The 19,827-nt window shown below is 55.3% G+C and carries 20 protein-coding genes; 6 read left to right on the top strand and 14 right to left on the bottom strand.

What is annotated here, in order from left to right; translation table 11 throughout:
- Positions 1-18 precede the first annotated feature (18 nt).
- Positions 19-639, top strand: coding sequence for a cytochrome c oxidase subunit 3 family protein (locus BC440_RS01870; RefSeq protein ID WP_082822634.1), 621 nt, complete (start codon positions 19-21; stop codon positions 637-639).
- Between the two features lie 91 nt (positions 640-730).
- Positions 731-1,012, top strand: coding sequence for a cytochrome C oxidase subunit IV family protein (locus BC440_RS01865; RefSeq protein ID WP_062947882.1), 282 nt, complete (start codon positions 731-733; stop codon positions 1,010-1,012).
- Between the two features lie 58 nt (positions 1,013-1,070).
- Here the strand turns inward: BC440_RS01865 and BC440_RS01860 are convergent, their stop codons facing one another.
- The 10 genes from BC440_RS01860 to BC440_RS01815 all read right to left on the bottom strand — a co-directional run bounded on the left by BC440_RS01860 (position 1,071) and on the right by BC440_RS01815 (position 10,076).
- Positions 1,071-2,681 carry a nitrite reductase gene (locus tag BC440_RS01860; RefSeq protein WP_063095011.1) on the bottom strand — a complete coding sequence of 537 codons (1,611 nt, stop codon included), beginning with the start codon at positions 2,679-2,681 and terminating at the stop codon, positions 1,071-1,073.
- Positions 2,678-3,922 (bottom strand): heme d1 biosynthesis radical SAM protein NirJ, encoded by a 1,245-nt coding sequence (gene nirJ, locus BC440_RS01855; protein ID WP_063095013.1) that lies wholly within the window; start codon positions 3,920-3,922, stop codon positions 2,678-2,680. The genes BC440_RS01860 and nirJ overlap by 4 nt, the downstream gene beginning before the upstream one ends.
- Complete coding sequence (locus BC440_RS01850) at positions 3,910-4,443, bottom strand: Lrp/AsnC family transcriptional regulator (protein WP_007089820.1); 534 nt, start codon at positions 4,441-4,443, stop codon at positions 3,910-3,912. Before BC440_RS01850 ends, nirJ begins: the two co-directional genes overlap by 13 nt.
- The gene (locus BC440_RS01845; protein WP_082822633.1) at positions 4,440-4,892 is read right to left on the bottom strand and encodes an Lrp/AsnC family transcriptional regulator; all 453 of its coding nucleotides are present in this window, start codon (positions 4,890-4,892) and stop codon (positions 4,440-4,442) included. The genes BC440_RS01850 and BC440_RS01845 overlap by 4 nt, the downstream gene beginning before the upstream one ends.
- Positions 4,889-5,440 carry an Lrp/AsnC family transcriptional regulator gene (locus BC440_RS01840; RefSeq protein WP_063095017.1) on the bottom strand — a complete coding sequence of 184 codons (552 nt, stop codon included), beginning with the start codon at positions 5,438-5,440 and terminating at the stop codon, positions 4,889-4,891. Before BC440_RS01840 ends, BC440_RS01845 begins: the two co-directional genes overlap by 4 nt.
- On the bottom strand, positions 5,431-5,892 hold the full coding sequence (locus tag BC440_RS01835; protein WP_063095019.1) for an Lrp/AsnC family transcriptional regulator: 462 nt from the start codon (positions 5,890-5,892) through the stop codon (positions 5,431-5,433). The genes BC440_RS01840 and BC440_RS01835 overlap by 10 nt, the downstream gene beginning before the upstream one ends.
- A gap of 9 nt (positions 5,893-5,901) precedes the next feature.
- Positions 5,902-7,125: a cytochrome D1 domain-containing protein gene (locus BC440_RS01830; protein ID WP_139189968.1), complete on the bottom strand. Its 1,224-nt coding sequence runs from the start codon at positions 7,123-7,125 to the stop codon at positions 5,902-5,904.
- Positions 7,122-7,460: a cytochrome c gene (locus tag BC440_RS01825; protein ID WP_007089815.1), complete on the bottom strand. Its 339-nt coding sequence runs from the start codon at positions 7,458-7,460 to the stop codon at positions 7,122-7,124. Before BC440_RS01825 ends, BC440_RS01830 begins: the two co-directional genes overlap by 4 nt.
- Positions 7,444-8,274 carry a uroporphyrinogen-III C-methyltransferase gene (gene cobA, locus BC440_RS01820; protein ID WP_007089814.1) on the bottom strand — a complete coding sequence of 277 codons (831 nt, stop codon included), beginning with the start codon at positions 8,272-8,274 and terminating at the stop codon, positions 7,444-7,446. Before cobA ends, BC440_RS01825 begins: the two co-directional genes overlap by 17 nt.
- A 74-nt stretch (positions 8,275-8,348) precedes the next feature.
- Positions 8,349-10,076 (bottom strand): nitrite reductase, encoded by a 1,728-nt coding sequence (locus tag BC440_RS01815; RefSeq protein ID WP_063095021.1) that lies wholly within the window; start codon positions 10,074-10,076, stop codon positions 8,349-8,351.
- Between the two features lie 199 nt (positions 10,077-10,275).
- Here BC440_RS01815 and BC440_RS01810 point away from each other — a divergent pair, with 199 nt between their 5' ends.
- From BC440_RS01810 to BC440_RS01795, 4 genes are all read left to right on the top strand, one after another.
- Positions 10,276-11,067 carry a hypothetical protein gene (locus BC440_RS01810; RefSeq protein ID WP_063095023.1) on the top strand — a complete coding sequence of 264 codons (792 nt, stop codon included), beginning with the start codon at positions 10,276-10,278 and terminating at the stop codon, positions 11,065-11,067.
- The gene (locus BC440_RS01805) at positions 11,054-11,722 is read left to right on the top strand and encodes a Crp/Fnr family transcriptional regulator (RefSeq protein ID WP_063095025.1); all 669 of its coding nucleotides are present in this window, start codon (positions 11,054-11,056) and stop codon (positions 11,720-11,722) included. Before BC440_RS01810 ends, BC440_RS01805 begins: the two co-directional genes overlap by 14 nt.
- 70 nt (positions 11,723-11,792) lie before the next feature.
- Positions 11,793-12,569, top strand: coding sequence for a Crp/Fnr family transcriptional regulator (locus BC440_RS01800; RefSeq protein ID WP_082822632.1), 777 nt, complete (start codon positions 11,793-11,795; stop codon positions 12,567-12,569).
- On the top strand, positions 12,547-13,242 hold the full coding sequence (locus tag BC440_RS01795; protein WP_007089809.1) for a Crp/Fnr family transcriptional regulator: 696 nt from the start codon (positions 12,547-12,549) through the stop codon (positions 13,240-13,242). Before BC440_RS01800 ends, BC440_RS01795 begins: the two co-directional genes overlap by 23 nt.
- A gap of 1,395 nt (positions 13,243-14,637) precedes the next feature.
- Here the strand turns inward: BC440_RS01795 and BC440_RS01790 are convergent.
- From BC440_RS01790 to BC440_RS01775, 4 genes are read right to left on the bottom strand one after another with little or no spacing between them, the layout of a single operon-like run.
- Positions 14,638-15,189 carry a sarcosine oxidase subunit gamma family protein gene (locus BC440_RS01790; protein WP_063095029.1) on the bottom strand — a complete coding sequence of 184 codons (552 nt, stop codon included), beginning with the start codon at positions 15,187-15,189 and terminating at the stop codon, positions 14,638-14,640.
- 32 nt (positions 15,190-15,221) lie between these two features.
- Entirely contained in the window at positions 15,222-18,215 is a 2,994-nt protein-coding gene (locus BC440_RS01785; RefSeq protein WP_063095035.1) for a sarcosine oxidase subunit alpha, read from the bottom strand.
- Positions 18,212-18,532 (bottom strand): sarcosine oxidase subunit delta, encoded by a 321-nt coding sequence (locus tag BC440_RS01780; protein WP_062960758.1) that lies wholly within the window; start codon positions 18,530-18,532, stop codon positions 18,212-18,214. Before BC440_RS01780 ends, BC440_RS01785 begins: the two co-directional genes overlap by 4 nt.
- 11 nt (positions 18,533-18,543) lie before the next feature.
- Positions 18,544-19,797, bottom strand: a complete 1,254-nt coding sequence (locus tag BC440_RS01775) for a sarcosine oxidase subunit beta family protein (RefSeq protein ID WP_063095038.1) — start codon at positions 19,795-19,797, stop codon at positions 18,544-18,546.
- Between the last annotated feature and the right edge of the window lie 30 nt (positions 19,798-19,827).

Below are 19,827 nucleotides of genomic sequence, written 5' to 3'. Positions count from 1 at the left end.
CAAGCTCGTCAGGAAAATATGGCACAACATGATATCTCGCCCGCGAATGAAAGTGATCATCACAGTGTATCGGTAACTTCTTCTGCCGGGGCTGATGCCTGGGGCGGGCTTGAAGCCTTGCCCGGGCATCCGTTGATGTGGGTCCTGATCCTGTCGGAGTTGGTTGTTTTCGGGGCTTTTCTGCTGACATTTTCCGCGGCAAGAATTGGCGACCCGTCTGGGTTTGCGGCGGATCAACTGCGTCTTGATCGTGTTATGGGCGGGCTTAATACGGTTGTTTTACTGACAAGCGGTCTGTTCGCGGTGTTCGCCGTTCATGCCATACGCCAAAATGCTGTTTTGCGGTGTCGAGGCTGGATGGCGGCAACTGCAATTCTGGTTATCGCTTTCCTGATCATAAAACTGCTGGAATATAGCAGTAAAATCGATGCCGGGATCGGTTTGGAAAGCAGTACGTTCTTCACGCTTTACTATCTCATCACCGGTTTTCATGCGCTGCATGTGGTGATGGGGCTTGGTCTTTTGGGGATTGTTTCCATTTGGCCCAATTTAACCAACATCGAAACCGGTGCCGCCTTCTGGCATATGATCGATATGGTTTGGGTGCTGGTCTTTCCTGTGATCTATCTGTTGCGATGAGGTAATTATGGACCATCATTGTACCATCAGTGCGAAATCCGATGATGTCGTAAGGAATGTTGGCAAATCTTGCGACACGCAGGCTTTATCGATGCGAACAGCAATTCTGGTCTGGCTGATCGCAACCAGCACGACCATCCTGTCACTGGTCCTTGCGCTTGTGGGAGAAGAACGCACAGCCACGATGCTTGGTCTGGTGCCAGCCACAATTATTATGGCTGTGGGTAGCTTTAAGGCATGGTTGATCTTGCGATACTATCTTGGGCTTGGGCCATCCGCGGGCGGATGGCGTGGATTGTTTGTTGCCTTTCTTATTGTGATTTTTGCCGGTGTTCTGGCCGCACAGGGGGCGGTGATTTTGTCAAGCCACTAGGGCGTATCTTCACGCCGCCACAAGATGGCTAAATCATCGCGTGACGGCTGATCTGGTGTTAGTGACTGGTGCCGGCGGAATAGGTGATTTTGTTGAAAACATTATATTTCCCAACCGGTTTTTTCATCGGGATGCGCTTGATTTCTTCGAATGTTTGGGCATCGTAAACGATGATTGCGCCGTCATCGTCCCAGATCGACAGCAGCGCGTGTTGGCCGCTGCGATCAAACTCCACATGGGCCGCCACCTTGCCGGGGTCCGGGCGGAGCGTTTTAACGATTTCGAGTGTGCGTTTATCGATGATATGAACAACATCCTTGTCCGGGCCAAAGAATACATCGACCCAGGCATAAGGCGTGTTGTCGTGGCTGCGGGTGAAAAATCCGGGGCCTTTTGTTTCGATGGTTTTGATGGTTTTCCAGCTTTCCATGTCGATCACACTGATCTTGGAATCTTTCAGATGGGGGGTGGCCAGCACCGAATGCCCCTGATAGTCAAAGGTGATGCCCGACCCGAGATGCGGCATGCCCTCCAAGGCAATGTCGGCCACCTTTCGGCCGACATTCAGGTTGATCACCTGTCCATCGCGGCCATTGCGGGCCGCCCCGATCAGGTGGCGATAATCCTGATCGAAAAAGAAATCATCCAGACCATCACCAAGATGAATACGCCTTACCGGAAATGGGCCGTTCTGAACGTCCAGTGCTTCGACCATATTGGCTTCGTAGTTATGAACGAAACCGGGATAGACCGGACGTGGATCATCGGCATAGGAAATTTCCCAAACTTCGGGCAGGTCTTTCAGGGCGACGATAAAGCTATGGCGCGGAGGGGCGGTATAGACCGCCGAAACACGCGATGATTTGCCATCATCACCGATAACGGCGAACTCGCGTATTGGTGTCAGATCCCGTGCATCCAGCAGAACCAGATTGTGCGGCAGCATGTTGCCCGCCATCACATATCGGCCGTCATCGGATACCGCCACATTTCGCGTATTCAGGCCGACCCGGATTTCAGCAACGGTTTGCAGGGAATAAAGGTCATACATCTGGACCCATCCATCACGCGACGCCAGATAGACAAACCGACCGTCCGGTGAATATTTTGCCCCGCCATGCAAGGCAAAGCGGGTCGGAAAACGATCAAGGGGTTCGAACGTGTCACCATCAAGGATCGTGACGTGATGATCGCCCGCCTCGACAATTGTGAACAGGTTTAGAGGATCACTTTTGAATTTCGGTTTGTCGGGCAGTTCCGCCGGATCGATGAAAACGTCGTGACTTTGGACGATTTCGGACATGCCCCATTCCGGTGACCTGTCCATCGGTTGGCGCAACCAGTCCGCTAGAAGGGTGATTTCCGTTGCGGCAAGGGTTTCGCCAAAGGCCGGCATCTGCGTTGCCGCGCGGCCATCGCGGATGACATCCGAAATGCCATTGCCTCGCAATTTTTCAAGGCTTTCGGGCAAAAGCGCCGGGCCCATGCCGCCCAACCGGTCACCATTGTGACAGGCAGCACAATGCGTTGCATAGAGCGCGTTGGCATCGGCAATCTGCGCGGAAGAGAGTGCGGTTTGGCCAAACGCGTTCGTTGTGCTGATCAAACCGGATACCAATACCGTTCCAAGGCAAATCCGCGCCAGAACAGGCTTAACGATGGGGATCATGATGTGACCTCCACCTGACCGTGACGTCTGGTCGCGGAAAATGGAACGGTTTCAAGACGGTTATGTTCGCCAACAATGCCAAGTTCTGCATCATCAAGATAACAGCCCGGATCTTCGGCCCAAGGATCGCCGGTCAACTGATAGGCGCGCGTTCGCGTATTGCCGCCGCAAATATCGCGATACCGGCATTCGCCGCAGCGTCCGTGAACGAGACGGGGACGCTGTTTTAACCCGGCCATCAAGGGATCACTGATATCCTGCCAGATTTCCGAAAACGGACGTTTCAGGACATTGCCCAATGTGTGCTGCCACCACATGGTATCGGGATGGACATTGCCCAGATTATCGATATTGGCAACATTGACACCCGATGCGTTCCCGCCCCAGCGTTGCAGTATTTTCTCGATCTGGCTGGATGCTGCGGGGTAATGTTCGTCAATCCAGAATTTCAGGAAAACCCCGTCGGCATCGTTGTTGCCCGTCACGTAGTCGCGCGCGATGCCTGCTTTGACATCTGCTTCGCAGCGGGAAAACATCATCAACAACGCTTCGCGGGTCATATTATAAAATGCGTGATCCTTGCGGTTGTGATTACCGCGACCGGCATAGTTCAGATGCGAGAAATAGAACTTGTCGATCTTTTCCTGTTCCACAAGGTCCAGAAGACCGGCAAGGTCCTGATAATTTTCGCGGGTCATGGTGAAACGAATGCCAACCGGCAATCCGGCACCACGGCACAGTTTTGCCCCGCGAAGGGCAAGATCAAAACCGCCTTCAAGACGGCGAAAATAATCATGTGTTGCGCCAAGTCCATCCAGACTGATCCCGACATAGTCATAGTTGGCGGCGGCAATCTGATCGATGTTTCTATCATCAATCAGGGTCCCGTTGCTCGACAGTGCGACATAGAAACCAAGTTCTTTGGCATAGGCCGAAATATCAAAAATATCGGGCCGCATAAGCGGTTCCCCACCCGACAGGATCAACACAGGAACATTGAAATCACGCAGATTTTCCATGGTATGGAAAACCTGTTTTGTCGTTAGCTCACCGGGAAAATCCTTATCAACGGCAGAGGCATAGCAGTGCCTGCATGTCAGGTTGCACCGCCGGATCAGGTTCCAGATAACGACAGGTCCGCTGTTGGAAAGCGGGGCATGTTTGCGGGGGTTCGTAACGGGTGCTGTGCCATTCTCGGCAATATCGATTGCAGCACGGATATACTGGCTTAACCGCAACATTTCTTTTCTCCGCTTTTGCGCCAACGCAGGCCGGTTTTTTTCAGGATACGGTTGCTGTATAGAATGCGATGGTCGCGGACATTCCCGCCCAAACGGTTGCGGATATCTTCGACCTTGGCCTCGACCGTTTCGCGTGTTGTTCCGTGGACCATGGCAAACAGGTTGAATGGCCAATCGGGCAGGTGGCGCGGCCTGCGATAGCAGTGCGATACGAAATCCAGCTTTCCGATCATCTCGCCCATGGCATCAACGGTTTTATCGTCGATGTCCCAAACGCTCATGCCATTGGCGCGATAACCCAGCCGATAATGGTTGGGGATGATGCCGATACGGCGAATGACGCCAACATCAAGCAAACGTTGCAAGCGCTGTTCAACTTCATCCGGGCCAAGTCCAAGGCCCAACGCGATATCCCCGTATGGCGTGGGACTTAAAGGCAATCCGGTTTGCGTCGCACGGATCAGGGCATGATCGATTTCGTCAAGTTCCGGTAGTTCTGGTTGGTTCAGAAAGGAAATCATTTTTCGGGAACCTCCAGATGCAATTCAAGGAAGTATTCCTGTTCCTTTGGGAAGCTCAGAACCCCAAGCCCGGTTGTGTTTTCGATCCGCTTTATGACGTCCTGAAGCGCTTCTTCATCCTCGGCAAGGATCACAAACCACATGTTAAGAACATCTTCACGGGCGTAATTGTGGGCGACTTCCTCGCATGCGTTGACCTGTTCCGCGACCTCGTCAAAGCGATCAGGTGGGACTGCAATCGCGGCAAGGGTTACAGCACCACCAAGTCTTTCCGTGTTGTAAAGCGGCCCAAACCGGCTGACATATCTGTCCGCGATCAGCCTTTTGACACCGTCAATGACGGTTTGTTCGTCATAACCAAGACGTTCGGCCAGCACCTGGAACGGGTGCGCGCAGATCGGAAAACCACCCTGCATATTGTTGATCAGGTCGCGTTCAAGCTTGTTCATGATATTTCCCTGACTTCATCGGGAATTGCGCGAGTTTCTGTTGGCGCCGGCAAGGATACGGATGCCCTCGGGGCGCCATATTTGCCCGCCCGCTGGGTGAAGCATTGCTTGCTGAAAAGAACCTTGTGGGGCGCATCATGCAGTTCCAGACGCGCAATCAGGTGGCGGATTTGTGCCCGAACTGTCAGCCGGTCTCGACCATGGATCATGCAATAAAGATTGTATGGCCAAACCCCGGCAACCCGTTCCCGGCGGTAACACAATGTGACATAGGGAAGGGCTGCCATCGCCTTGCCTATGTCGGGTGCCGCATCATCACCGATATCGAAAACGCACATCGCATTGGCCTGATAACCAAGTGCGCGATGACGGATGATCATGCCAAAGCGGTTGATAACCTTGTGGGCGATAAGCTGTTCAAGCGTTTCGATCACCGTTCCCTCGGTCGTTCCGAGGTCATTGGCGATGTCGGCATATGGGTGTTTGCCAAGTGGCAAGCCGTCCCGCAGTCTTTCGATCAGCCGGTGTTGAAGATTGCTCAGTTCCATTTCAACGCAAATCCCAAATCGAGACGGTAATGTTCGATCATCGGCATCCGATATACCGGTAAGCCGGTTTTGGTTTCGATTGCCTTGATTGCCGTTTCCAGACTGGCCTGATCGGCGGCGGTTACGACGAACCATAAATTGAGTTTATCTTCGCGTTCGTAATTGTGATTGATTTCGGTAAAGTGGCTGACTTGGGCTGCAATTTTTTCAAGCTGATCATCTGGAACTTCCATCGCCGCAAGGCTTGATGCCCCTGCGCGCCCGGTCGCATAGGTCGCGCCAATCCGGTCGAGATAACCTTTGTCCTTCAAATCGGAAATGGCGGAAATCACCGTGTCTTCGTTGGTGCCCAGTTCACTGGCGATGGTTTCAAACGGGCGTGGCGTCGTCGGAAATCCGCGCTGAAAATGTTCGATCAGCCGGGTCTGAAGGCGGGTGAGTTCGGTGCTCATGATGGCCTCCTACAACCCGATCCGACCGGCACGGTCAGACATGAAAATGCCGCTGGGACTGGGGAGCGGAAGTTCGGCAATCGGCTGGAGCGTGTAGGGATTGTATCCAACGACCTTGTTGTCATCGCGCACCGACAGCCAGACCTGATCGCCACGTGGACTGAATTCCATATGCAGGACACCGGTGCCGGGTTTCAGTTCCCCGACGATTGCCAGATTTTCCGTGTCGATTATCTGGACCGTGTCGTAATCCGGGACCGAGAAATTGACCCAGACATGCCTGTTGTCGGGATGAGCCATGACGAAAACGGGCTGTCCATGGACGGGAATACGTCCGATCTGCTGCCAGTTTTCGGTGTCAATCACGAGAACTTCGTGGCGACCGATGGCGGGTACAAATGCGCGTTTCCCCGCAATCGCCCAGCCTTCAAGATGGGGCATTTTGTAAACGGGTAAGCGTTCTTGGCCCATGTCGTAATGATCAAGGATGCGGCGCACGCCATTTTCCGGATGCCAAAGATCAAGCAATGCCATGCCGTCTTCGCCAAACAGACCGGCAATGTAATAACGACCATCAGATGTGATCAGCGCATCGTAGGGCTGTGTTCCGATATCTTTGTAGCGGTTGATCTTTGGCTCGTTGCCGGTTGAGAAGTCGGCTATCCAGATTTCGCCGGAATCCCAAAGGCTGAAAACAAACCGGTTCCCCGGCGCATCAACCAGCCCGATGACTTTTGAACGATCCGAACTGCCGTCAATGATTGCAGGAATATCGGCCAGCAGTTCGAGGGTTTCACTATCGAAAACGCGGACACCGCCGGGTTCGTAATTGGCAACCGCCACCAGTCTGCCGTCCTGGCTGATGGCTCCGCCAATACTGTTGCCCGCTTGCAAGGTTCTAACGACAACCTCATGTTTGAGAATGTCTACCTTGGTCAATCCCCCGTCGCGGCCAAAGACGAATGCGAACCGTCCGTCCCGGGAATAGACGATCGATGCATGTGACAGATCGCCAAGGCCTTCAACGATCCCGATAAATTGCCGGGTGCTGGTGTCAAGGATAGCAACTTCGCCAGTGGCCCGGGCAACGACGGTTGCCAGATCAGCCGTCCCGCGAACGGATGAGATATTTGCGCAGCCCGCCAAAAGCAAAATGCCCCCAACAACCAAAAGGTTGCGGGTTGCCTGTAACGCGGTGGAAGGAATGCGGGCCGAAAATGCAATGCGCATCATTCGGGTTCTCCTGTTTTCAGATAGCGGGCCATCCACGTGGCCTCGTCGGGTGTCACGATTGCGCGCCAGGGTGGCATGGCTGTCCCGGGCAATCCGTCGAGGATGATGGTTGTCAAATCCTCGACGCTGTAAGCCGCAAGGCTTTCCGGTAAAAGGGGCGATCCCAGACCTCCCTTAAACGTTAGGCCATGACAGGAACCGCAATCCTGACGCACCATTTGCTCCAGCGCATGGGGGCTTCGGGAAGAAGTCGCGTTTTCCGCACTTACTGAATAGGTCCCCGCCAAAGCGAGCGTGGTGATCAGGATCACGAGGGAATTACGCAGTATGGGCATAACGTAGACCCCCATCGGGGAAGTCGGGTGCTGCGTTTTGGTCAAACCGGCTTTCGGATAGAAGTTCGGCCTCGGGCAGTGATAGTCGATCCGCCAGTGAAATGACGCGGCCAATGACGATCATGCAGGGCGGATCAAAATCCAGCCGGTTCAGGTCGTCACAGACATTGCCCAATGTGCTGCGGAAATGTCTTTGATCCGGTGTCGAACCATTTTCGATAATCATCACCGGCGTATCGGTGGGCAGCCCATGTTCAAGCAGTTTGCCCGCGATTACCGGCATGGTTTTGACCCCCATGTAAATCGCAAGCGTAGTGTCCGGATCGGCCAAAGAACGCCAGTCGTGATGGGGTTCTGCGTCTGCCTGCATGTGACCGGTGACAAAACGTACACTGGTTGCCAGACCGCGATGGGTCAGCGGTAGATTAAGTTGTGCCATGCATCCTGCGGCGGCTGTAATTCCGGGAACAACTTCAAACGGAACATCATGCAGGCTGAGCCATTCTGCCTCTTCACCCCCGCGTCCGAAAATATACGGATCCCCGCCTTTCAGACGAACGATGTGGCAATGTTTTCTGGCCATATGAACCAGAAGCGTATTGATTTCGGACTGCTTCAGGCTGTGGGATCCTGTGGATTTTCCGACATAAACGCGTTCTGCAAACGGGTTGGCCAGTTCAAGTATTTCATCGGAGACAAGCCGGTCATAGATAACGGCATCCGCGCGGTCGAGAAGGCGTGCTGCCTTGATGGTCAGCAATTCAGGATCGCCTGGTCCGGCTCCGACAAGATAAATACGCCCGGATTTTTGCATGGCTTTTCCCCTGTTTTGGCAAGGTTTCAAATGCGGGAAGTCCGGAGGCCGTGGATGGCCTCCGGTTCTGCAGATCAGTAGATGTCGTGTTGGGTGTTGTAGATGTTGAATTTGCCCGTCGGGGTCACAAGGCGATCATCTTTGATGACCTTCTTGAGCTTCCGGGTTTTGTCATCAACAATCACAATGGCTGACTTTTCAGCTTTGCCGTTCCAGACAGAGAACCAGATTTCATTACCCTGTTTGTTATATTCACCCTGAACGACGCGCTGGGCACCTTCGTCGCCCAGATCGGCCCATTCGGCAATCGGCAGTGTTTCAACACCGGCATCAAGGTTGTTGATGTCAAGGACACCAACCGAATGATAAATTTCGGCATCCGAGTTTAGCGGCGCATCAACCCAAAGGTTTTTCGAATTCGGGTGGGTTTTGATAAACAGTGAACCGCCACCGAGCCCGTCAATGGATGCCGCCATTTTCCACGCATTTTCCGGATGTTTTTCCGGATCGGTACCGATCAATGCAATGGTGTCATCGCCAAGATGACTGGTTGCCCAGACCGGACCGAGTTCCGGGTGGATGAAGTTCGCCCCGCGACCCGGATGCGGGGTTGTGCCGACCTCGACAAGTTTGGTCAGTTTACGTTCTTTGGTATCTATAACGGCGACTGTGTCACGAGCATTGGCGGCAACCATGAAATATCGACCGGATGAATCAAAACCACCGTCATGGAGAAACCGTTCGGCACTTATTGAAGTGACTTGCAAGGCGTCGAGATCTTCGTAATTTACCAGAAGTACCTTGCCGGTTTCCTTAACGTTAACGACAAATTCCGGGTTGTAATGTGAGGATACAATCGCGGCAACGCGAGGCTCAGGGTGATATTCCTGTTCATCATATGTCATGCCGCGAGTAGAGACGATTTTAAGTGGCTCAAGCGTTTCGCCATCCATAATTGTGAATTGTGGTGGCCAGTATGAGCCCGCAATCGCGTAACGATCCTCCCAACCTTTCATTTTAGAAGTTTCGACTGAACGAGCTTCCAAACCAACTTTGATCGTTGCAACGATCTTGGGATCCTTCATCCATAGGTCGATCATATCGATTTTTGCATCGCGACCGATAACCATGAGGTAGCGCCCGGACGCGGATACACGTGAAATATGAACGGCATATCCAGTGTCGATGACATATTTGATCTTGTAGTCGTGGCCGTCGATCAGTGCGATCTGACCCGCATCACGAAGTGTGACCGAGAACAGATTCTCGATATCGAGATCATTCATTTTTTGGGTCGGGCGCTGGTCGACTGGAACAATGACTTTCCAGCTTTCTTTCATCGCGGCCATACCCCATTCTGGCGGTTGAGGCGGGTCCTGCATGACATATCGCGCCATGATGTCGATTTGCTCTTCTGTCAAATCTCCGGAGGTTCCCCAGTTTGGCATACCAGCTGGCGATCCATAGGTAATGAAGTCATGCAGATAGTCATAACCAAGATCGCGGGTGCGGTCCGTTGTCAGGGCCGGGCCGGTTGCACCATTACGCAAAACGCCGTGGCAACCTGCGCAACGTTCAAAGAAAATCTTGCGGCCCTGATTGAATTCATCGGCCGTCATCGTTGGCACACCTTCGTGTGTACCGGGTTGCGACCCATCGGTCGGAAGTGACTCGAGACTGGGTTCATAGGTGCTTTCGCTTTCAGGATGTTTTTCCTGGGCGATTGCCACCGAGGCAAAGATAAGGCCGAAACCAAGTGCAAGCGGCGCTGCCGACCGTCTCAGCCGAGTTGTGAGTTTCATGCGTCCCTCCATTAGGAAAATGAAAGCCTTCGCTCCCGGTTGCGGAGATTTGATCTTTCGACGCGAGCCAGCCTTGATGATGATCAAATAACCATATGAACATTGTGGTTTTGAGCCGTTCCACTCTTGACGGGAGTCAATACGCTTGGGGGAAAAGCCCGCAAAATGCGTTCAGAGAGAGTGAAACAGGGGAATGGTTATGTCCGTCTGCGATCCGGTTTTGATGATTGTCGCGCATGGAACGCGACGAACTGGTGCAGTGCCCGGCGGGATGTTTTCCGCGCATCTGCAACGTCAGTTACCGCATTTCGACATCCGCCTTTCATTTTTGCGATCAACGCCATCAGCGGGAAATGTGTTGAAGGTCATGACGCGGAATTCGGCGTCTGACGTGCTTGTCTTTCCCCTGTTCTTTACGCCGGGCGCCGGTTTGGTGGCGGAACTGTCCGCACTTGTTGCCGATGCCCGGTTGGAAGCGGAGGCACTTTTGCCATTCGCAGGACATTTGTCTGGATATGACCGCATGTTGGCGGCACGAATTGCCCAGCGATTAAAGGCCGGTGGAAATCAAAAGGATAAAAAGGCAATTTTTCTGGTGGCTCACGGGCAGAAGCAGGACATCTGCCCGTCGCCCGAAATGCAGCAGTTGCGAGCGATACTTTCGCACCATCTTGATCACGACGAAATCTACAATGTCCAGATTGATGGCCAACCGTCTCTCGCCAACTGGCGAAACATGACAAGGTGCAGAAATGCTCTTTTTGTTCCCCTTATGACGGGGGATGGGGCGCATTGCCGCATTGATATTCCGGCTTCTGTTAATTCCCGGTCTGATGAGAAAGTCGGCATGCTCGCACCGGTTGGCACGTGGTGGGAGTTGTCTTCGCTGTTGGCCGATCATGTGAATTGCGGTCGACATCATCGCAGAAGCAGTTTTCAACCATCGCAGTCAGCTCGGACAGAGTTTGGAGCCGATCATGTCACGCCGTAACCTGAATGATGCGGATTTCAGTCTGATGTCGAAGGTGGCAGTTCTTTCTGCCTTCTCGCGCGATGAAATCGTATCGATGACAAATGGTGCGACCGTTGTGATTTATAACGGCCGTGAATTGCTGTTTAGCGAGGGGGAGCCCGCCGAACAGTTCTTTATTGTCATCAAGGGGCAGGTGCGTCTGTTTCGAATTCTCGGTGACGGGCGTGTCGCCCTTTTTCATCTTGTTTCAGCAGGCGAGTCTTTTGCCGAGGCTGTGGTCCTTTCCGGGCAAAAGTATCCGGTATCTGCCGAATGCGATCCGGGCAGCCAGATCATCGCAATCAGCAGGCTGCAACTGGTCAATCGCCTCAGGAATGACAAGGCGATGATTGGTCGGATGATGCAGTCATTGATCGAGAGAGAACGGTTTTTCTACAGGGAGCTCAATGATTTGCGCCAGCGAAGCCCATCGCAGCGCCTTGCCGGATTTTTGCTCTCGCAGTCTGACGATGCGGAAATCGTACCCAAGCATGTCATCGCAAACCGGATCGGTGTCACCCCGGAAACATTCTCACGCGCATTGCGCAAACTTGAAGACGACGGATTTATTGCCCAGGATACAAGGATGAGCATCCTTGATGTCGAAGGGCTAAGGCAGTTCTCGCGCCGATAAGCGTTTTCCGATCAAAATTGATCTGGAACAAACTTGATCATCTGGGCTGATGTTAGAGTTATTCCAGTAAATGCAATCTTCCCTTTTTTATACAATGGACGATGCCGTGATGAATGATGTCGAACGCATTTCCGGTGTTCTTCGCTTTGCGAACTATTTCCGAACATGGCCGCAGGAAGATATCCTTGAACTGGCATCCCTATGCCAATGGGTCAGGTTTGACACTCATACAATGATGATTTCGGCAGATGAACTGGCGTCAGCGCTTTATCTGATTGTGAACGGGCATGTCGAATTGTCTTTCAAGGATCAGGACGGTAAAGACGGGGTCATTGATCTTCTGGGGAATGGTCAGCTTGTCGGGGAATGCGCATTGGTGCCCGATGGCTGTTATGCGGTTTCGGTTCGTACCTTGGAGGCAACAACCGCGGTTCGTATTGATGGTGCTGGCTTTGCTGATTTTCTTGCGGCCCATTTCGACCGTGCACTGACCATGATGTCGGCCATGACAGAACGGTTGTGTCAGATGTTGCGACAGGCCGAAGAACTTAAATGCCGGTCGGCGGCGCAACGTCTGGGGATCTATTTCCTGGCAGATGCGGTGCCGATTGACGGTGTGCATGAAACACCCCTGACCATTGAAAAGTCTGCCTTGGCCCGCAAGTTGGGAATGACCAGCGAGACGATCTCTCGCGCGCTTAAGAAACTTTCTGAAATTGGTGTTTCGCAACATGCCAATGGTCACATTATCCGGATTGCAGATGCGGAAATGCTGGCCGATTGGTGCGGGTTGTCTGGGAATGATGCCAAGGAAGGGGGCGAAGATGCGTTCAAGACCGCTGTCTGAAATCGATTACGATATCGTCCGACAGGTCCCGTTTCTGTCTGCTCTTGGCGGGGCGCGGCTTGATAGTCTGATGGCAAAATGTCGTGTGGAATGCCATTCGCGCGGCGAACATCTGTTTCGTGCCGGTGATGTTGCCCGTAACTTCTATGTTCTGCTTTCCGGGCACTTGCGCCTTGTAAAGGTTTCCCCGCAGGGCGAAGAAACCGTCATGCATTTCCTGACCCAACCGGGGGCATTCGCCGAAGCCGTTTCGTTGGCCGGTCGGGCATATCCGGTGGAATGCGAGGTCATGGAAGATTGCGAGATCATCGCCATTCCGCGCGATACCTATCTTTCCGTTTTACGCAGCGCGCCCGATGTCATGGCCGAAGTCCTTGCCGGACTTCTGCGGTGGGAACGATTCTTCCTCGAAGAAATTTTCAAAATTCGCCACACCAAACCGATCCAGAGAATTGCGTCTTTCCTGATCGATTTCGAAGAAAGAAGTGGCGAGAATCTGGGTGGCGAGGACGAGACGAACTTTCCTGAAAAACGTCAGATCGCAAGCCGGATCGGCATTACGCCAGAAACATTCTCGCGCTCGCTTCGTAAGCTAGAGGCAACAGGTGCAATCGCCGCCGGACCGAAACTGCGCATCCTTGACCGGGCGGTTCTGTACGAGCTTTCGCGCTAGAATTATGACGGCTGGTCTTACCTGTCGCGACGTGGAAATGTCTGCAAAAGGGTTTTCCTCTTCGTGAACAAAAAGGCTGTGGCACATATGCTGCCGAAGCAGCAGGATGCTTTTATATTCCCGGTATGCGGATCTGTTGGTGGTGCTGTAATTGGGGATTTTCCCGAAGCCGAACCGGGCATCCGATGGGCGCGCGTCGGGTAGGGCTCATCAATTGCCACGCAATAGCGAATAGCCATTTCTGGTGGACGTACCCGTGAGAGTTGTTTCTAGATTTCCGAGCGCGCAGGCTGCGTCGTGTCGAATCCTCCTTCCCATTCGGTTTCCTTAAAAAGTTCTTGATTTGTTCTTTTATTTATGGCATAAGAGTAAAGTCAACGGGAGAAATGCACCCGGACGGAAACCCGCGAGGCCTTGTGCCTTGCGGGTTTTTGCGTTTGGGGCTGAAGGAAAGAGGATATCGGGATGCATCGGCAAAGACGCGGACATAGACACAGGCAGGGCGGCGGGGCATTCCGCAGGATATGGGGCGGCGGATGGCGGAGCCATTATGGCGGCATTCTGCCCGAGGACGAGGACTGGGACTAGGACGAGGACTAGGGGGGCTAACCCGATCATTTGTCATGACGGGAGAGGTGCGTCTTGTTGAGGAGGGAGCTTTAAATTTGCCGGTAGCGGCAACGATGGCAGCAGGGGGCAGCGTTGAGCTGTGGCCCGTCAAGGGGGGACCGGCGGGGTCCATGAGCCCGAAGTTTGTCCGGACTTCATCGGTTGCCGGAAATGTTGCCATTGCCGGGAGTGATCGGAGCGGGACGTGAGTCCGGAGACCGGTTGTTGGCGAGGATGGCGAATGCCCGAAATGTGTCCGGACTTCATCAGTTGCCGGAAATGTCGCCATTGCGGGAGTGATGGGAGCGGGTCGTGGGTCCGGAGACCGGTTGTTGGCGAGGATGGCGGAGGCCCGAGGTTCGTCCGGGCTTCCAATGATTGCGGGGGTGGTGTCATGACCGGAAGTGACCGGGGCGGGCTGTGAGGCCGAAGGCCGCTGTCTGCGCGGCATTAGCGGGGATGCCGAAGTCCTGGGTTTTTCGGGCCTTCCGATGGTTGCCGGAAATGCGACCATGGCCGGAAGACCGGAGTGGGCTGTGAGGCCGAAGGCGGCTTGTCTGCTCTGCCGCGTTGGCTGGGATGCCAAAGCCCCGCGTTTGTCGGGACTTCCCGGATTGAGGGACGTCCGGTTTTGGCGGAGGTGGTTTGTCGTTGGGGCCGTCGTCGGCTGTGGGGCGGGTTGGGGTTCGTGGCGTGGCTCTTGCGGGGAAAGCCATGGGTCGAGGCGTCATATCGCGGCGTCGGTCCCGGGTTTGCGGCAGCTTTGCAAAGGGCCCGGGCATCGGGTTATTCGCCCGCCAGTTCAGCGCAACCCGTTTCCAGAAGGGCGATGACGTGCGGGGCGAAGGAGCGCCAAAGATCGAGGCGGTAATCCTGATCGCCATCCCGCCACAGCACCGCCGACACACCATCAAAAACCGTGCGGCGTGCTTCGCCGGTCGGTAATTGATCTAGGTCGCGCGGGCAGCCGATGGTGATAAGGTCGCTGGCCTTCGGGCCTGTGATATGGACGGTAACTTCGCGGTCGGAAATTTCCGTCAGGCTGTGCGGGGTTTTGGCATAGATCGCGGCACAGGCATCGGTGATCGTTCCTGCCTGATCTTCGGGGGCGATGATCGTCCATTCGTCCGGGCCAAGGCAGAGGATTTCAATATCCCCTTTGCGCCCGCACTGACCGATTTTGGCCGGAAGGGGTACGCCAAGCGCCTTTGACAGGGCTTTCTGTTCGGGCGTTGCGGCCCGAAGGGAAAAGCGGGCGACAGGGGGCAGAAGTGCTACACGCACGGCGGAGCTTTCGGCCAGTATCCCGGCTTTGGACAGGTCGATATGTGCAGTCATTGCAGTCATCTCCGCTTGTATGACCTTGGAATTTAAAGTTTGAGACGCGCATTTTCGGGGTCGTAAAAGACCGTGCCGGTGATGGTGGCCCTGATCGTCCGGTCGGGCATCGGGATATAAACCGTTTCGCCGGTCTTGCCGTGACCGCCTTCGATCAGGGCAAGGGCAATCGGGCGACCTGCCGCGTCGCTATGGTAGGACGATGTCACGTGGCCGACCATCTTCATCGGGATCGGCTGGTTCGGATCAAGGACGATCTGTGCGCCTTCTTCAAGTTTGGACGTGCCATCATCGGTCAGAAGCCCGACCAGTTGTTTGCGGCCTTCTGCCGTCAGGTCCGGGCGGTTAAGGGCCCGCATTCCGACAAAGTCGGGCTTGTTTTTGCCAACCGCCCATCCGGCACCCGCGTCATAAGGCGTCACCGTCCCGTCGGTATCCTGACCGACAATGATGAAGCCCTTTTCGGCACGCAGGACATGCATGGTTTCGGTGCCATAGGGGCAGATATCGTATTTCTGACCCGCCGCGAACAGCGTTTCCCAAAGGGCCCGGCCATGACGGGCGGGGACATTGACCTCAAATCCAAGTTCGCCCGTGAAGCTGACCCGGAACAGACGGGCCGGGAAACCGGCAACCGAGCATTCGGCAATCGACATATGCGGGAAGGCTTCGTCGGAAATATCGAGCCCCTCGACAAACGGCGCCAGAAGATTGCGCGCATTCGGACCATTGAGCGCAATGGTCGCCCATTGTTCGGTGGTCGATGTCAGCCAGACTTTCAGATCGGGCCATTCCGTCTGAAGGTAATCTTCCATCATGTTCAGCACACGCGCCGCACCGCCGGTGGTGGTGGTGATGTGGAAACGGTCATCGGTCAGACGGCCAATCACGCCGTCATCGCGGATATAACCATCATCGCCAAGCAAAAGGCCATAACGGGTGCGACCGGGGGCAAGTTTGGTCCAGGGGTTGGTATACATGCGGTTCATGAATTCAACCGCATCAGGGCCGACCACCTCGATCTTGCCAAGGGTGGATGCGTCAAACATGCCAAGCGATTTGCGCGTTTCGCGGCATTCGCGACGCACGGCGGCGTCCATATTCTCGCCGTCCTTGGGGAAATACCATGCACGACGCCACAGGCTGACCGGTTCGAACACGGCACCATTTTCTTCGGCCCAGCTATCGATGGGGGTTTTGCGGGTGACCTCGAAATGATCCCCCTTGTGATAGCCGACAAACGCCCCGAAAGTCGTCGGGGTATAGGGCGGGCGGAACGTGGTCAGGCCGACTTCGGGCTGTTTCTTGCCAAGCGCATCGGCGGCGATGTTCAGGCCGTTGATGTTTGACATCTTGCCCTGATCGGTGGCCATGCCATTGGTGGTGTAGCGTTTGACATGCTCGATCGAGCGCATGCCTTCGCGCACCGCAAGGCGCAAATCCTTGGCGGTGACATCGTTCTGATAATCGACAAAGGCACGGGCCTTGCCAGCGTCAAGGTCGGTCGGAAGTTCGGTGTGGCTGGCGCCCGAACCGGGGCGATCATCGGCAACCGAAAGCGTTTTGACCGTGGCGGTTTTGCCAAGTGCTTTGGCCGCCGCAGCGCCCATTGCGGCCCCGTCATTAAGGGCGGCTTCGATCCCCCAAAGCCCACGCCCGGCACCGGCGATCTGGCAATCCTCGGTAATGCGGTCGGGCAGGAAGGTCTGGCTTTGGTCATCCCATTTAAGCGTCCCCTTGGTATGGGAAAACAGATGGAGCGACGGGGTCCAGCCCCCGCAGACCAGAAGGCTGTCGCAGGCCAATGTCTGGGCGGCCATAACGGTGCCATTTTCAACCTTGTTGATCCGCACCGATTTGATGCGCAGGCGGCCCGAGGTGCCGGTTGCGGTATAACCGGCAAAGACCGTGATCCCGCGTGCGGCGGCTTCCTTGACAAGGTCGGCATTCGGGGTCGGGCGGGTGTCGACAATGGCCTCGATCTTCGTTCCGGCCGATGCCAGATCAAAGGCGGCATACCATGCACTGTCATGGCTGGTGACGATGACGGGATTGTTTCCGACACGCACGCCATAGCGGTTCAGGTAGGTTTGCGCCGACCCGGCCAGCATCACGCCCGGACGGTCATTGCCATCAAATACCAGTGGTTTTTCAAGGGCACCCTGCGCCAGAATGACCTGTTTGGCGCGGACCCGCCACATCCGTTCCCGCGGGGTGCTGGCGGCCGGGTTTTCGAGATGATCGGTCAGTTTCTGACACAGGCCGATCATGTTCTGATGGTAATAGCCAATTGCTGTGGTGCGGGTCATGATCCGCACACCAAGGTCGGTCAGGGCATCAAGCTCGGCCTCCAGCCAGTCCCATGCCGGTTTGCCGTCAATTTTTGCCTGCGGTTCGCTTAAAATCGTTCCGCCCGGTTCGGCGTTTTCATCGACCAGTGTGACGCGAAGCCCGGATTCAGCGGCGGCACGTGCGGCGGCAAGGCCCGCAGGACCGGCGCCGACAACCAGAATATCGGTATGCAGATAACGGGATGCGTAATTGTCCGGATCGGGTTCGGTCGGTGACACGCCAAGACCGGCAGCCGCCCGGATGAAGGGCTCGTAAACCTTGTCCCAGAAGGAGCGCGGCCACATGAAAGTCTTGTAATAGAACCCGGCGGAAAACAGCATGTAAAGGCGGTCGTTGATCGCGCCGATATCGAATTTCAGGCTGGGATATTTGTTCTGGCTGTTGGTTTCAAGCCCGTTCCAGATTTCCTGCACGGTTGCGCGCGTGTTGGGTTCAAACTGCCCCTTGCCGCGACGTGTTCCGATCAGGGCGTTCGGTTCTTCCGACCCTGCGGCAATCGGGCCGCGCGGACGATGATATTTGAACGAACGCCCCATCAGGTGAACACCATTGGCGATCAGGGCAGATGCGACAGTGTCGCCCTCCAGACCCTGATAGGTGTCGCCGTCAAAGGTGAATGAAACCGGCCGATTGTGAAGGACCCGGCCACGCCCCGGAACACGGAAAGCGGTCATTTCGAAGGCTCCTTCTTTGCGGCATCTTCAAGCAAAACAGCAAGGTCAGGGCGCGGTTCGCCCGCCTTGTATGTCGTCAGGAACCGGTCCGAGACGGTGTCGCGCACGGCGTTAAAGAACCGGCCGCAGCCATGGGCATGACGCCAGCGTTCAAAATGCGGTCCCTTGACATTGGTGCGGATGAACAGGAAATCGCGCCATTCATCATCGGTTTTGTCCGCCGGATTTTCCGGACGCGCGATATGGGCTTCGCCGCCATAGGTGAATTCCAGTTCCGGCAGCGTTTCATCGCAATAGGGGCAATGGATGAGAAGCATGTTCGTTCTCCTCAGTGTGCGACGGCGGCTGCGGCCGCTTCGTCAATCAGACGGCCAGTCCGGAAACGGTCCAGCGTGAAGGGGGCGTTGATGTCATGCGGAGTGTCCTTGGCAACCGTCCATGCAAGCGTATGGGCAGCCCCCGGTGTGGCCTTGAACCCGCCCGTGCCCCAGCCGCAATTGACGTAAAGGCCCGGTACCGGGGTCATGCCAAGGATCGGGGAGCGATCCGGGGTCACATCCACAATGCCGCCCCATTTGCGCAGCATCCGCATGCGGTTGAAGATCGGGAAAATCTCGCAGATCGCGGCAACCGTATGTTCGATCAGCGGCAGGCCGCCACGCTGGGAATAACTGGTATATTGATCGGTGCCCGATCCGATCACGAGTTCGCCCTTGTCCGACTGGCTGATATAGGCATGCACGGTGTTGGACATGACGACACAGGGGAAGATCGGTTTGACCGGCTCGGATACCAGTGCCTGCAGCGGATAGCTTTCAAGCGGCATGCGCACACCGGCGGTTTCCATAACGACACTGGTGTGACCGGCGGCCGAAACCGCGACCTTTTTCGCACGGATAAAGCCCTTGGCGGTTTCAACGCCTTCAACCGCGCCATCCGGCCCGCGGCGGATCGCGGTGACCGGGCAGTTCTGGATGATGTCGACACCGCGTTGTGATGCCCCGCGTGCATAGCCCCACGCAACCGCATCATGGCGGGCGGTTCCGGCGCGCATCTGAAGGGCGGCACCGACGACCGGATAGCGTGCATTGGGCGAAATATTAAGCGGCGGACAGAATTCCTTGGCTTCCTGGGGCGTGAGCCAGCGGTTATCGACACCGTTCAGGCGGTTGGAATGGATGTGGCGCTGGAAAGACTGAACGTCGTGAACATTGTGTGCGAGCATCAGAACGCCGCGGCGCGAAAACATGACGTTGTAATTCAGATCCTGGCTAAGACCTTCCCAGAGATCAACGGCATGGTCATAAAGCCGCGCACTTTCATCATAAAGATAGTTTGACCGGATGATCGTGGTGTTGCGCCCGGTATTGCCACCCCCAAGCCAGCCCTTGTCGATCACGGCGACATTGGTGATGCCATGTTCCTTGGCCAGATAGTAGGCCGCGCCAAGCCCGTGCCCGCCGGCACCGACAATGACGACGTCATATTCTGCCTTCGGTTGGCTGTCGGGCCATTGCGCCTGCCAGTTCTTTTGTCCTGTAAGAGCATTCTTTAACAGCGACAAAGCAGAAAAATGCGTCATGAGAAGCGGCTCCACCAAGTGTCATGATTT

Origin of the sequence: Thalassospira sp. MIT1004 (assembly GCF_001858545.1) — a bacterium.
Lineage (GTDB): Bacteria > Pseudomonadota > Alphaproteobacteria > Rhodospirillales > Thalassospiraceae > Thalassospira > Thalassospira xiamenensis.
Note: the sequence above shows the minus strand (reverse complement) of the source record. Positions and strands in the feature narration are given on the sequence as shown.

Coding starts and splice junctions, on each gene's coding strand:
- BC440_RS01775 (WP_063095038.1), bottom strand. CDS start 19,797: ATGACGCATTTTTCTGCTTTGTCGCTGTTAAAGAATGCTCTTACAGGA.
- BC440_RS01860 (WP_063095011.1), bottom strand. CDS start 2,681: ATGATCCCCATCGTTAAGCCTGTTCTGGCGCGGATTTGCCTTGGAACG.
- cobA (WP_007089814.1), bottom strand. CDS start 8,274: ATGCAAAAATCCGGGCGTATTTATCTTGTCGGAGCCGGACCAGGCGAT.
- BC440_RS01800 (WP_082822632.1), top strand. CDS start 11,793: ATGCAATCTTCCCTTTTTTATACAATGGACGATGCCGTGATGAATGAT.
- nirJ (WP_063095013.1), bottom strand. CDS start 3,922: ATGTTGCGGTTAAGCCAGTATATCCGTGCTGCAATCGATATTGCCGAG.
- BC440_RS01790 (WP_063095029.1), bottom strand. CDS start 15,189: ATGACTGCACATATCGACCTGTCCAAAGCCGGGATACTGGCCGAAAGC.
- BC440_RS01785 (WP_063095035.1), bottom strand. CDS start 18,215: ATGACCGCTTTCCGTGTTCCGGGGCGTGGCCGGGTCCTTCACAATCGG.
- BC440_RS01840 (WP_063095017.1), bottom strand. CDS start 5,440: ATGGAACTGAGCAATCTTCAACACCGGCTGATCGAAAGACTGCGGGAC.
- BC440_RS01815 (WP_063095021.1), bottom strand. CDS start 10,076: ATGAAACTCACAACTCGGCTGAGACGGTCGGCAGCGCCGCTTGCACTT.
- BC440_RS01845 (WP_082822633.1), bottom strand. CDS start 4,892: ATGAACAAGCTTGAACGCGACCTGATCAACAATATGCAGGGTGGTTTT.
- BC440_RS01850 (WP_007089820.1), bottom strand. CDS start 4,443: ATGATTTCCTTTCTGAACCAACCAGAACTACCGGAACTTGACGAAATC.
- BC440_RS01835 (WP_063095019.1), bottom strand. CDS start 5,892: ATGAGCACCGAACTCACCCGCCTTCAGACCCGGCTGATCGAACATTTT.
- BC440_RS01805 (WP_063095025.1), top strand. CDS start 11,054: ATGTCACGCCGTAACCTGAATGATGCGGATTTCAGTCTGATGTCGAAG.
- BC440_RS01780 (WP_062960758.1), bottom strand. CDS start 18,532: ATGCTTCTCATCCATTGCCCCTATTGCGATGAAACGCTGCCGGAACTG.
- BC440_RS01865 (WP_062947882.1), top strand. CDS start 731: ATGCGAACAGCAATTCTGGTCTGGCTGATCGCAACCAGCACGACCATC.
- BC440_RS01825 (WP_007089815.1), bottom strand. CDS start 7,460: ATGCCCATACTGCGTAATTCCCTCGTGATCCTGATCACCACGCTCGCT.
- BC440_RS01810 (WP_063095023.1), top strand. CDS start 10,276: ATGTCCGTCTGCGATCCGGTTTTGATGATTGTCGCGCATGGAACGCGA.
- BC440_RS01795 (WP_007089809.1), top strand. CDS start 12,547: ATGCGTTCAAGACCGCTGTCTGAAATCGATTACGATATCGTCCGACAG.
- BC440_RS01870 (WP_082822634.1), top strand. CDS start 19: ATGGCACAACATGATATCTCGCCCGCGAATGAAAGTGATCATCACAGT.
- BC440_RS01830 (WP_139189968.1), bottom strand. CDS start 7,125: ATGATGCGCATTGCATTTTCGGCCCGCATTCCTTCCACCGCGTTACAG.